The 12,621-nt window shown below is 71.0% G+C and carries 10 protein-coding genes; 6 read left to right on the top strand and 4 right to left on the bottom strand.

Annotated features, from left to right (window positions below):
• The first annotated feature begins 24 nt into the window (after positions 1-24).
• Both ACIRGA_RS04715 and ACIRGA_RS04710 read left to right on the top strand, forming a co-directional pair.
• Positions 25-375 carry a MarR family winged helix-turn-helix transcriptional regulator gene (locus ACIRGA_RS04715; protein WP_400936538.1) on the top strand — a complete coding sequence of 117 codons (351 nt, stop codon included), beginning with the start codon at positions 25-27 and terminating at the stop codon, positions 373-375.
• A 60-nt stretch (positions 376-435) separates the two neighbouring features.
• Positions 436-1,206: a dioxygenase gene (locus ACIRGA_RS04710; RefSeq protein WP_400936536.1), complete on the top strand. Its 771-nt coding sequence runs from the start codon at positions 436-438 to the stop codon at positions 1,204-1,206.
• Here ACIRGA_RS04710 and ACIRGA_RS04705 read toward each other — a convergent pair.
• A complete protein-coding gene (locus ACIRGA_RS04705) occupies positions 1,203-2,369 on the bottom strand; it encodes an MFS transporter (RefSeq protein WP_400936534.1) in 1,167 nt (388 codons plus the stop codon). The two genes, ACIRGA_RS04710 and ACIRGA_RS04705, sit on opposite strands and share 4 nt — an antisense overlap.
• Before the next feature lie 90 nt (positions 2,370-2,459).
• Here ACIRGA_RS04705 and ACIRGA_RS04700 point away from each other — a divergent pair, with 90 nt between their 5' ends.
• Positions 2,460-3,650: an ROK family transcriptional regulator gene (locus tag ACIRGA_RS04700; protein ID WP_400936532.1), complete on the top strand. Its 1,191-nt coding sequence runs from the start codon at positions 2,460-2,462 to the stop codon at positions 3,648-3,650.
• Between the two features lie 162 nt (positions 3,651-3,812).
• Here the strand turns inward: ACIRGA_RS04700 and ACIRGA_RS04695 are convergent, their stop codons facing one another.
• Both ACIRGA_RS04695 and ACIRGA_RS04690 read right to left on the bottom strand, forming a co-directional pair.
• Positions 3,813-7,079, bottom strand: a complete 3,267-nt coding sequence (locus tag ACIRGA_RS04695) for a beta strand repeat-containing protein (RefSeq protein WP_400936530.1) — start codon at positions 7,077-7,079, stop codon at positions 3,813-3,815.
• A gap of 193 nt (positions 7,080-7,272) precedes the next feature.
• Complete coding sequence (locus ACIRGA_RS04690) at positions 7,273-8,280, bottom strand: hypothetical protein (protein ID WP_400936528.1); 1,008 nt, start codon at positions 8,278-8,280, stop codon at positions 7,273-7,275.
• 271 nt (positions 8,281-8,551) lie between these two features.
• On the opposite strand from ACIRGA_RS04690, the gene ACIRGA_RS04685 reads away from it, so the two are divergent.
• From ACIRGA_RS04685 to ACIRGA_RS04675, 3 genes are read left to right on the top strand one after another with little or no spacing between them, the layout of a single operon-like run.
• Complete coding sequence (locus tag ACIRGA_RS04685; protein WP_400936527.1) at positions 8,552-9,748, top strand: AI-2E family transporter; 1,197 nt, start codon at positions 8,552-8,554, stop codon at positions 9,746-9,748.
• A complete protein-coding gene (gene macS, locus ACIRGA_RS04680) occupies positions 9,745-10,911 on the top strand; it encodes a MacS family sensor histidine kinase (RefSeq protein WP_400936525.1) in 1,167 nt (388 codons plus the stop codon). Before ACIRGA_RS04685 ends, macS begins: the two co-directional genes overlap by 4 nt.
• A complete protein-coding gene (locus ACIRGA_RS04675) occupies positions 10,908-11,567 on the top strand; it encodes a response regulator (RefSeq protein WP_400936523.1) in 660 nt (219 codons plus the stop codon). The genes macS and ACIRGA_RS04675 overlap by 4 nt, the downstream gene beginning before the upstream one ends.
• Here the strand turns inward: ACIRGA_RS04675 and ACIRGA_RS04670 are convergent, their stop codons facing one another.
• Positions 11,568-12,563: a hypothetical protein gene (locus tag ACIRGA_RS04670; RefSeq protein ID WP_400936521.1), complete on the bottom strand. Its 996-nt coding sequence runs from the start codon at positions 12,561-12,563 to the stop codon at positions 11,568-11,570.
• Positions 12,564-12,621 lie beyond the last annotated feature (58 nt).

Genomic DNA, 12,621 nt, shown 5'->3' with positions numbered 1-12,621 from the left:
TTGTCGTCTCCCTGAGGAGTATCCATGAAGCCCATCGGATTCTGGTTCATCCACCTTCACCAGGCTCTCGAATCATCACTGGACCGGGTTCTCGCCGCCGACTCGCTGACCCGCCGCCACTGGCAGGTCCTGAACAGCGCCGACAGCGAAGCGCTGAAGCCGTTCGGGGGCGTCAAGGAAACGATCGCGGACCTGCGCACTCGCGGCTGGATCGACGAGGACGGCCTGACCGAAGCCGGCCGGGCGGCACATGCCCGACTGAAGGCCAAGGTCGGCGAGTTCCGCTCGCGCGCGACCGAAGGCATCAGCGACGACGAGTACCGGGCGACGGTCGGCGTGCTGGAACGGATGGCGGCGAACCTCGCGCGGGAATAAGGCGGAGGCGGCCGGCGTCGTCTATCCTGGTAGTTGAAAGTTCAAACACCTGGAGCTGACATGACGCCGGTGCTCTACCTCAGCCACGGCGCGCCGCCGCTCGCCGACGACGCCACCTGGACCCGCCAGCTCGCCGGCTGGTCGGCGGACCTCGAAAAGCCGAAGGCGATCCTCGTCGTCTCCGCGCACTGGGAAGAGGCACCGCTGACCCTCGGCGCCACCACCACGGTGCCGCTGGTCTACGACTTCTGGGGTTTCCCGGAGCGCTACTACCAGGTGGAATACGCCGCACCCGGCGCGCCCGAGCTGGCGGACAAGGTGCGCAAACTCCTGCGCTCGTCCCAGACGCCGGTCCACGACGCTCCCGACCGCGGCCTCGATCACGGCGCGTACGTCCCGCTCGTGGAGATGTACCCGGACGCCGACATCCCGGTGCTCCAGGTGTCGATGCCGTCGCTGGACCCGCGTGAACTGTTCGACCTCGGCCGGAAGCTCGCGCCGCTGCGCGACGAGGGCGTGCTGATCATCGGCAGCGGTTTCTTCACCCACAACCTGAGCGCGATGAGCCAGACCGACGGCACCGACGGGACACCGCCGTCGTGGTCGAGCGAATTCGACCACTGGGGCGCGGAAACCCTGCGCGAGGGCGACCTCGACGCGTTGCTGGACTTCCAGCACAAGGCTCCCGCCGCGGCCATCGCGCACCCCAGGATCGAGCACTTCGCGCCGCTGTTCGTGTCGCTCGGCGCGAGCTCTTCCGAAGGGAAGGGCGAGACCGTGATCGACGGTTATTGGCACGGCCTCGCCAAGCGCTCTCTCCAGTTCGGCTAGCGAGAGCGCAGGACGCCGGCGCCCGCCACCAAACCGAGCGCCAGCAGCGTGACCACCGCGAAGGACACCGTCAGCGACGTCAGGTCGGCGATCCCGCCGATGAGCGACGGTGCGACGAGACCCGACGAATAGGTGATGGTCGCGACGCCCGCGATCGACTGGCTCGGCGTCGGCCCGCTGCGTCCGGCCGCCGCGAAGGCGAGCGGAACGACGACGGAGACGCCGAGACCGATCAACGCGAAACCGGCCATCGCCATCACCGGATGGACGGCGAAGACGACCAGCAGGCCACCCGCGGTCGCGAACATCCCGCCCGCGCGGACGGTCTTGACCGAGCCGAAGCGCCGCACCAGCGCGTCACCCGAGAGGCGTGCGACCGCCATCGTGCAGGTGAACGCGGTGGTCGACGCGGCCGCGATCCCCGGCGAGGTGCCGAGGACGTCACGCAGGTAGACGGCGGACCAGTCGAGACTCGCCCCCTCGGCGAAGACGGCGCAGAACGCGACGGCACCGATGATCACGGCCGACTTCGGCGGCAACGCGAACCTCGGCGGCGGGTGCTCGTCGGGCGCGCTCCGGACGTCGAAGACGCCCTGGCAGATGAGCGCGCCGGCGACGGTGAGCACGGCCGACGCGATCACGAAGTGGATCCGCGCGTCCAGTCCGGAATGCGCGGCGAGCGTGCCCGCGGCGGAACCGACGAGCGCGCCCGTGGTCCACATGCCGTGCAGCCCCGACATGACCGACTTGCCCATCTTCTCCTCGACATCGACGCCGAGGGCGTTCATCAGCACGTCCGAGGTGCCGGCCGCGGTGCCCATGACGAACAGTGCGAGACACAGGGTGAAGAGGTTTCCCGCCAGGGACGGCAGGATCAGCGCCAGCGTCCAGTACGCCAGCAGCAGCCGGAGGCCCAGCCTGCCGCCGAGGCGGTGCCCGATCCGCGCGGCGAGCGGCATGGTGAGCGAGGCCCCGATGGCGGGGAAGGCGAGCGCGAGGCCGAGCTGGCCCGCGCTGATCCCCGCGTGTTCCTGGATCCACGGGATCCGGGTGGCGAAACTGCCGGTCACCGCGCCGTGCACGGCGAAGACGGCGGCGATGGCGACCCGCGCCTGCCGCACCCGCCGCGTCGGCCCGCCGACGGTTTCCACTGTGTTGGTCACTGGGCCCCCAAGGTCCATGAGACGACTCGACGGCGTCAGCGTAAACTATCAGGAAGGGAACCTGATAATTAATTCTGGGAGGATCTGCCGGTGAGTGTCATCCGGACCCCGTCCGCCTCCCCGAGCACGGCACGTGCCATCAACGACCGCCTCGCCCTCGACCTGCTCCATCGCGAAGGCTCGCTGACCGCCGCCCAGCTCAAGACGTTGACCGGGCTTTCCCGGCCGACGGTGGCGGACCTCGTCGAACGCCTGCAGGACGCCGGGTTGATCGAGATCGTCGGCGAGGCCGGCGCGGAACGCCGCGGCCCGAACGCGAAGCTGTACGGCATCGTCGCCGACCGCGCGTACCTCGCCGGGCTCGACATCCGCACCCACGGCATGGCCGTTTCGGTCGCGGACCTGCTGGGCCGGACCCGCGCGGAGGCGTCGCTGCCGATCGATCCGGACGTCGACACCGACGTGGCCGTCGCGCGGGCGATCGCCCTGCTGGAGGCGACCACCGCCGAAGCGGGCGCGACCACGCTGCACACGATCGCCGTCGGCGCACCCGGTCTCGTCGACCCGGCGACCGGCGGCCTGCGGAACGCCGGGGGACTGCCCGCGTGGCACGGGAAACTCGTCGGCGAACTCCGGCGGCGGCTGGGTGTCCCGGTACTGCTGGAGAACGAGGTCAACCTCGCGGCCGCCGCCGAACAGCGGCTCGGCGCCGCGCGCGATCGGGACACCTTCGTGCTGCTGTGGCTGGGTTTCGGGGTGGGCGCGGCCGTCGTCCTCGACGGCTCGCTGCGGCGGGGCGCGTCGGGCGGCGCGGGCGAGATCGGGTTCCTGCCGGTGCTGGGACCCGGACGGCTCCCGACCGCGACCGACTGCGACGGCGGCTTCCACACCCTGGCGGGCAGCGCCGCGATCTGCGAGCTGGCCCGCGAGCACGGCATCCCGGCTTCGTCGGCGGACAACGCCGAAGCGGCCGAAGCGGCTATCGGATACGCGATCGACGCGGACGTCGAGGACTTCCTGGAGGTCGTCGCGGAGCGGATCGCGATCGGCGCCGCCACGGTCACCGCGGTGCTGGACCCGGGCTGTCTCGTACTGGGCGGGGAGATCGGGCGCGCCGGCGGCGAAGCGTTGGCCGCCCGGGTGAGCCGACGGCTCGCGGAGATCTCACCGCTCCGGACCGAGGTGCGGGCGGGGACCGTCGGCGGGGGCGCGGTGCTGGAAGGCGCGGTGCTGACCGCGATGGGTGCCGCCCAGGACGCGCTTTTCACCCCGGGGAGCTGAAGGGGACTTTCACCGCATGCGATGAGGCGAAGGGCTCTTTCACCACGTCACATGCGGTGAAAGCGTCCTTCAGCCCTCCCTGGACGGAACACAAAGCGGGCCCGGAGTAAGTCACTCCGGGCCCGCTTCGGTTCATTCAGTGGCGTCAGCCGACTGGCAGGTTCACATGGTGTGGAACTTCTTGCCGGTCAGGGTGCCGAGGAAACGCTGGAACATGCTCATCGGCGACGAGTCGACGTTCGCCAGAGCCGGGACCTGCGCGGTCGGCAGCGCCGGGGTGCTGTTCACGGCGGGCAGGGTGCCCGCGGTGGGGAGCTGCACCGGCAGTTCGCCCGCGGCCGGCAGGGAGCCGGCGGTGGGGAGCTGCACCGGCAGGTTGCCCGCGGTGGGCAGCGAGCCCGCGGTCGGCAGCTGCACCGGCAGGTTGCCGGCGGTCGGCAGGGTGCCCGCGGTGGGAAGCCCGTTCAGCGCCGGGAGGGCCGGCAGCTGGGCGAGCTTGGGGGCGTCCGCACGAGCGGCGTCACCGGGCAGACCTGGGGTGTTCGGCAGGGCCGGGACACCGGGCAGGGCCGGGGTGCCGGGCAGCTCGGGCAGTTCCGACTTCGGCAGAGCCGTCGGGACGGCGGTCAGCTGCTTCAGCGCGGTCAGACCGGCCACCTGCACCGGGAGGGTGCCCACCTGGGGAACGTCGGCGCGAGCGCCACCGATCGCCGGGGTGGTCGGCAGGGTGCCGGCACCGTTCAGCGACGGCACCGCGGGGGCACCGAACGGCAGCGCGGGCAGCGCGTCGATCGGCATCTCCGAACCGACCGAGTCGGTGAAGGCGCGGGTGTACTGCTCGTCGTTGATCTCGGTGGAGTCGGTCGAGTTCTCGTCCGCGATGGCCAGCACCGGGATCTCGAGCTCGTTCAGCGGGATCACGAAGACCAGCGGGTGGTGGAAGTTGAAGCCCGAGAGGGCCTCTCCACTGCCGTCGGTGATGCTGTCGCCACCGGCCTGGCCGGTGATCATGCTCTCCGCGTCCGTGGTGGACACACCGCCGGCGGCGGCGATGGCGTCACCGAACACCTCGGGGTCGGCCGCGGCCGGGATGTCGAGGATGTTGCCCGAGAGCGATCCGTCGAGGCCGGAGGTCTCGACGTCCCCGCCCGAAAGGGCGTCGACGGTGTCGGAACCCTCGGAGTTGGCGATGCCCGCGGCCGCGATCGCGTCGTGCGTGACCGGAACCGTCGGCAGCGCCTGCGCGCCGATGATGTTGCCCGCGACCGCGCCGTTGTCGCCGTTGGTGGTGGCGTCGCCACCGGCCTCCGACACGACGTCGCTGACGCTGGAGCCCTCGGCGATGCCCGCACCGGCGATGCCGTGCCCGGTCACCGGGACCACGCCGCCGACCGGCGTCTGGACGATGTTGCCCGCCAGCGCGCCCTCTTCACCGTTGGCGGTGGCGTCGCCGCCCGCGTTCGAGTCGGTGAGGTTCGTGCCCTTGCCGGACGCGATCCCGCCGAGCACCGCGGCGAAGTTGTGCGCCTGGACCGGCAGGGAGACCGGGCCGTAGACCAGGTTGCCCGCGCCCGCGCCACCGTCACCGGTCGCGTGGACGTCGCCGCCCGCGTTGGAGGTGGTGTCGCCGTCGGCGCCACCGTGGCCCTGGCCGATGAACGCGCCACCGATCCCGAACGCCTGCACCGGCAGCGAAACCGGCACGGTGCCCAGGTTGGAGCTGAGGAAGCCGTTGTCGTCGGCGGTGTTGCCGCCGCCGCCACCCGAGACGACCTTGGTCTCGTCGGCGGTGCCGGTGCCCTGGCCGATGAACGAGCCGCCCACGCCGAAGACCTCGGCCGGAACCGCGGCCGGGACCTGGACGATGTTGCCCGAGCCCGAGGAGTCGTCGCCCGTGCTGCCGTCGTAGCCGCCGGCGGTCACGGTCTTGGTCTCGGTCGCCTCGGCGACGGCCTGGCCGATGTGCGAGCCACCGACGCCGTAGACCTCGGGGGCCAGCGCGGCCTGGGTGTTGACGATGTTGCCCGCGAGGGTGGAGTCGTCACCGGTGGTGTGGCTGCCGTTGCCGGCGTTCGCGTCGACGGTGTTCTCGCACGAGGTCGAGGACACGTTGCCGATGTAGGTGCCCGCGATGCAGGTCACCTCGACGGGCGCGGCCACGGCCGGGTCGACGATGTTGCCGCCGCCCGCGGAGCCTTCGCCCTCGCTGCTGACGAAGCCACCGGCGTCGACGACGCTCGAGTGGCTGGTGCCGCCGTCCTTGCCGGTGTTGGCGAGGCCGATCCAGCTGGCGGCCACGCCGCCGACGTTCGCGACGTCCGCGGTCTGCGGCACGATCGCGTTACCCGCGACGGCCGAGTCCTCGCCGGAGGTCTGCACGTAGCTGGGGACGTTGCTCCAGCCGGGGGTGGTGTCACCGGCGGTGGCGTCCGCCGACGAGCTGCTGTTGGAGTTCGCGAGCGAACCCCACGCGGCGGCGGCGTTGTCGTTCACCTTCACCGGGAGGGCGATCGGCACCGCGCCGACGTTGCCGCCGAGGGCGGAGTCGTCACCGTCGGTCTCGACCCAGCCGCCGGAGGTGGCGTCGGTCTCGGCCTCGTAGCCGGAGCTGTTGGCGTTGCCGATGATCCAGGACGCGGCGTTGCCGGTGACCTGGACCGGGGTGGCGAACTGGCCGGCCACCACGTTGCCGGACAGGGCGGAGCCCTCGCCGTCGGTGGTGATGTTGCCGGTCTCGGTGGTGCTCTGGCTGGCGGAACCGCCGACCACGCGGCCGGTGCCGCCGGCGAGCCCGCCGCCGTTGCCGGCGATCTGCACGGGCAGCGCCCAGTCGAGGGACACGACGTTCCCGGCGAGGCTGGAGTCCTCACCGGTGGTCTCGACGTCCTGGTTGTGCGACCAGGTCTGGTCGTGCGAGCCACCCTCGACCTCGGCGTCGCCGATCACGCCGATGGCGTTGTCGACGATCTGGATCGGGACGACGACGTCACCGACGACCTTGTTGCCCTTGAGGATGTCGTCCGTGGTGGTGAAGCCACCCTCGGTCATCCCACCGCTGACCTGACGGGCCGAGTCCTTGGCGGCCAGCGGCGCGGGGACGGCGCCCGTGGTCGGCAGGGACGGGAGCCCGCCGCCGACGCCGTCGGTGCTGCCGCCCGGCGAGGAAGCCGAGTCCAGCGCGTCCGAGACGGGCTTGGTGACGGCCTTGGTGCTGATCTCACCCTTGTAGCCGGGGAGGTCGGCCTGGCCGAGGGGCGTGCCGACGGCGTTGTTGTCGATCTCGACCGGAACGGTGACGTTCGCGTCGAGCGGGGAGGCCGGGGTGTCGGGGTTGACCTGTTCGTCAGCCGAGGCGATGCCGGTGCCCAGCATCAACAACCCACCCGTGACCAACGCGGTCTGGAGTCCGCGCTTTGCCCAGGATTGCATGGGGTTTTTCTCCTTCATTTCGGGTTCCCTTTCGGGTTCAGAGAGGTGCCTTCGAATCGGCACCAGAGGGGGTGGAGCGATTTGCGGGCGCGACAAAGCGCACCGCCGTTTCGCGGGGATCAGGAGCGGACGCGAAGCCAAGCCCGGGATCGGGAGGCGTGAGGCGCGTCGGCTACCCCGCGGAGGGAGGTGTTCAGTCGGGAGTGACGCCGGGCTGCGAGCCCGGGGTGAGCGGCATGTACCGCGTGCCTGCCAGCGCGTAGCCGGTCAGGGAACGCTCGACGGCGGCGGCGACCCAGGCGGGAACGCCGTGGGTCAGGCCGTCGAGGTGACCACCGGGGGCGGAGCCGCCGGGGACAGTCGGGAAGGAAGGCGCGGCGGGAAGCGGCGCCGGCGTGATCGGGCGCGGGAGGTCACCGCGGTGACCGTCACGCGAAGGAACGTCCTCGACCTGATCGAAGGCATCGTGCGACTGTGCGAAGGCCGGCATCGGGAGGACGGTCTCGGAGGAAGCGGGGAACTGCGTCGTCGCCAGCTGAGCGAAATCGGTGACCTGCTCACCGGCGCCGATGGTGTCGAGCGGGGACTCGGGCTTCACCGGGGATTCGCCGACCGGGAGTTCCGGGACGAGGTCGCCGTGTCCGTTCGGGTCGAGGAGGTCCCAGACCTTACGGCCGAAGTCGGGCGACGGGGCGAACGTCTCGTCCAGCACCTGCCGGGTGTCCTGCGGCTTGCGCACGATGTGCTCGACGGCGCCGAGGGTCCGCTTGACCGGGGTGACCACCGAGTCGTCCGCGAAGTCGGTGACCGCGTCGCTGACGCGGGTGGAGACCTCGTGCTGGTCCGCGCGGAGGTCGCCGCAGTGGTGCTTCGCGGGAGCGGGCCCGGTCTGGCCCGGCATCGACCACGTGGTGGCTTCCTGGGGCTGCTCGCCGCACACCGCTCCGGCGACAGCGCCGGAGAACTTCGAGGCGCCACCGGAAACGTCGGTCAGACCCGCCGTGGCGGCGTCGGTGACCGGGGTGACGCTGGTTTCGGGAGCGGAGACCACCGGGGCGATGTCCGCGGAAGCGGAGGCGCCGGAAACGGCCCACGCCGCGGCGGAACCGGCGATGGCACCGCCGAGCACGAACAGCGCACGCGAAGCGAGACGGCCGAAGCGCGCCGCGCCCCGCCCCTCGTTCTTCGCCGCGTTCGTCACTCGGTCTCCTGTCGCTTCGGTTCGTCGTTGCGGGACCGAGGTAAGCAAAGTGCGGAAGGCTCGCGCGAGTTTGAAAGGCCTTGATGGCACGATCGTGTGAAGAACACACGGTGTAGCCTGAAATCACGATCAGTGATCACGGCTGGCGGGGCCCGGTTACTCCGGAGTCCATCGACAGGCGATGTGTCAAGCGTCGCATCGGGCGAATTCGACCCGTGCGCGTTGCCCGGAATGTTCAGGAAACGTCGCCCCGGACCGATACGGTGGGCGCGTGAGCGAGCCCCAGCGCAAACAGCCGGAATTCGACCCGGCGAACCCGTTCCTCTCCGAGTCCTCCGAAGACGTCACCAACCTCGTGCCCCGCGGCCTGCGGATCGGTGCGGCGTTGTCGTGGCGCTTCATCGTGGTGATCGCCGCGCTCTACGTCATCGTGTTCCTGATCGGCTACCTGTCGGTGGTCGTGATCCCGCTGTCGATCGCGCTGCTGCTCGCCGCGCTGCTCGCGCCGGCGGTCTCCAAGCTGACGGCGCTGAGGTTCCCGCGCGGGCTGGCGGCCGGGATAGTGCTGATCGCCGGCCTCGCGGTACTCGGCGGGCTCCTGACGTTCGTCGTCGCGCAGTTCTCCTCCGGCCTGCCGGAACTGCAGAAGCAGCTGACGGAGAGCCTCAACCAGATCAAGGTCTGGCTCATCGACGGGCCGCTGCACCTGCGCCAGGAGCAGATCCAGGAGTTCATCAACCAGGCGATCAGCTTCCTGCAGAACAACCAGGCGTCGATCACCACCACCGCGCTCACCACCGCGGGCACGGTCGGCGAGATCGTCACCGGCTTCATCCTGACGCTGTTCATCCTCATCTTCTTCCTCTCCGGCGGCGACCAGATCTGGACGTTCCTCGTCCGCGGGGTGCCGGGCCGGGTGCGGAACAGGGTCGACGTCGCGGGGCGGCGTGGCTTCGCGTCGCTGGTCAGCTACGTGCGCGCCACGGCTGCGGTGGCCGTCGTCGACGCGGTCGGGATCGGCGTCGGCCTGGCGATCGTCGGCGTGCCGCTGGTGATCCCGCTGGCGACGCTGGTGTTCCTCGGCGCCTTCATCCCGATCATCGGCGCGGTGATCGCGGGCGCGGTCGCGGTGCTGATCGCACTGGTGACGAAGGGCGTCGTCGGCGCGCTGATCGTGCTGGCCATCGTCATCGGCGTCATGCAGCTGGAGAGCCACGTGCTGCAGCCGATCCTGCTCGGCCGCGCGGTGAAGCTGCACCCGCTCGCCGTGGTGCTCGCGATCACCGCCGGTCTCGTCGCCGCCGGGATCGCCGGCGCGCTGCTGTCGGTGCCGCTGCTCGCGGTGCTCAACGCCGGTATCCGGTCGCTGCTGCACGAACACGATCCCGATCCGGCCGAAATCGACGTCCTGCGGGATCAGGCGGCGCAGCCGAACGATCCCGGGGAAGAGTCCGAAGCCAAGTCATGACCGAGCCCCCGCTCTGGCGCGCCGTTTCGGCGCTCGGCACGCGGGACCCGGCCACTCCGTTGTGGCGCGGGGTGATCGTGCTTCGCGTGACGACGCTGCTCTTCGCGCTCGGCTCGTTCATCGTCCATTACGACGGCTACGCGAATCAGTGGCTGGCGTGGACGTCGTTCGGCGTGATGACGGCGTGGACGGTGCTGAGCAGCATGTTCTACGCGCGGCCGTCGAGCCGCTGGCCGTGGCTGGTCGGCGTCGATCTCGCGCTGACCGTCGTCCTCATGGTCACCTCGGCGTGGATCCTGTCCACCGCGCAGTTCGACGCCAACACCCCGCTCATCACGACGGTGTGGGCGGCGGTCCCGCCCGCGGCCGCCGGGACGCGGTTCGGCGCGCTCGGCGGGGTGCTCGCCGGGCTGGTGGTCTCGGTGGTCACCGGGCTGGTGCGCTGGCGGTTCGACGTCGACGTCGCGAGGGACGGCTTCCTGCTGACCGCGAGCGGATTCGTGATCGGGCTCGCCGCGACCATGGCCCGCCGGTCGGCGGACGTGCTGACCAGGGCGTTGCGCATGGAGGCCGCGACGGCCGAACGGGAGCGGCTCGCCCGCTCGATCCACGACAGCGTCCTCCAGGTGCTCGCGCGGGTGCGCAAACGCGGCGCCGAATTCGGCGGGGAGGCCGCCGAGCTGGCGAAACTGGCAGGCGAGCAGGAGATCGCGCTACGGGCGCTGGTCACCACCGAGCCGACGCGTCCGAGCGAGAACGGGACCACCGACCTCCGGTCCGCGCTGCAGCTGCTCGCGACGCCGACCGTGCAGGTCTCGACGCCCGCGGGCGAGGTCCGATTGCCCGAACACGTGACCGCGGAGCTGGTGGCCGTGGCACGCGAGGCGTTGTCGAACGTCGAGAAGCACGCGGGCGAGGACGCGCACGCGTGGGTGCTGCTGGAGGATCTCGGCACCGAGGTCGTGGTCAGCGTCCGCGACGACGGCCCCGGGATCGCGGACGGCGTCCTGGAACGCGCGGCGGCCGAGGGACGTCTGGGTATCGCGGAGTCCATCAAGGGGCGGGTGCGGGATCTGGGCGGATGCGTCGCCCTGGACACCGCGCCCGGCCAGGGCACGGAATGGGAGGTCAAGGTTCCAGTGGCGGCGAGGGGAAAGCGATGACCGAAGCGCCTCAGGTCTCGGTGATGGTGGTCGACGACCATCCGATGTGGCGGGACGGCGTCGCACGCGACCTGGCCGAGCACGGGTTCGACGTGAAGGCCACCGCGCCGGACGCGCCCGCCGCGGTGCGGATCGCGCGCACGGTCCGGCCGGACGTCGTGCTGATGGACCTCAACCTCGGCGAGACGTCGGGCGTCGACGCCACCCGTGAGATCACCACGGAACTGCCGTCGACGAAGGTGCTCGTGCTGTCCGCGAGCGGCGAGCACAGCGACGTCCTCGAGGCGGTCAAGGCCGGCGCGTCGGGGTACCTGGTGAAATCGGCTTCCGCGAGCGAACTGGTGGACGCGGTCAAGCGGACCGCGGCGGGCGACCCGGTGTTCACCGCCGGACTGGCCGGGCTCGTCCTCGGCGAGTACCGCCGTATGGCCGACGCCCCGGACGACGGACCCGCACCGCCGCGGCTGACCGAACGCGAGACCGACGTCCTGCGCCTGGTCGCAAAGGGGATGACGGCGCGGCAAATCGCCGAGAAACTCGTGCTCTCGCATCGGACGGTGGAGAACCACGTCCAGTCCACGCTGCGCAAACTCCAGCTCCACAACCGCGTCGAACTGGCCCGCTACGCCATCGAGCACGGGCTGGACGCCGAATAGTCAGCCCTGGGCGATCGTCACCACCGACCGGTTCCGCTCGGCGGGCAACGGGGTCTTGACGACCGTCCACTGTGGCCGGTCGAGCCGCCAGCTCGCGACGACGTCGGTGGCGAGCACCAGGCTGTCGTCCTCGGTCCATTCGACCGCGACCCGCTTGAGCTCGGTCGCGACCGGCGTCGAGGGCGCGTGTGTCCAGGTCAGCGTGTCGAGGGCGAGCACCCAGACGTCGGCGGTCTGCGTGGCCGTCCCGGCCCACGCCGGGTCGCCGAACAGTACGGCCATCTTGTAGCCGTCGCGGCTCGGCACCACCGGGCCCGGCGTGCCGTTGGCCACCGGCCGCTTGACCGGCGTGCGCTGGTTGTTCCGCAGGTCGAGCACGGAGAACTCGGTCAGCTCGGCCAGCAGCATCCGGTCCTTGGTGATCGCCAGCACCCGGGGGAACTGGCGCACGGCGCGGCCGGTGGCGGGGTCGATCAGCACGTCCTCGGCGGTGGCCGTCCCGGTGTTGACGGTGATCAGCAGGCCCTGCGGCACTTCCTGACGCACCGCCATCGTGCAGCTCGCCGGACGGCCGCGCCCGCGCTCGACGCCGAGCAAGGAGACGTATTGGAGGCGGCACAGGTCGTTGCCGTCGTCGCGGATCAGCCAGACGCCGCTCTCGTCGGCGGCCGGGGCGGCACTGCGCGCCTTGCCGAGTTTCCACGGCTGGTTCTTGGGATCGCCGTAGACGAGCACTTCGGACGGCTCCAGGCAGGACGGCCCGCAGCGACCCGCCGACAGCACGACCGGGAACTTGCCGACCCGGATGACGTCGTTGACGCGGTCGCCGGCCGGAGCACCCGGAAGCGGGGTGGTGACGCCAGTGGCGGGATCGAGTACCGACGGCGGCGAAGTCGCCATGACCAGGCGGAAACCGCTGTAGTCCACCGGTTCGCCTTCGAGTTTCGACGGTGGCGGCCGGGTCGGCTCGGGAGCCGGCGCCGGTTGCGAGGTCACTTCGGAACATCCGGCCAGCGACAGGACAGCCGCCAGCAGGGCGGCACAGGGCAGAAAT

Source organism: Amycolatopsis sp. NPDC102389 (genome assembly GCF_044765885.1).
In the GTDB taxonomy this organism is placed as follows: domain Bacteria; phylum Actinomycetota; class Actinomycetes; order Mycobacteriales; family Pseudonocardiaceae; genus Amycolatopsis.
The sequence above is the reverse complement of the archived record's forward strand: the minus strand, read 5'-3'. Positions and strand labels throughout refer to the sequence as shown.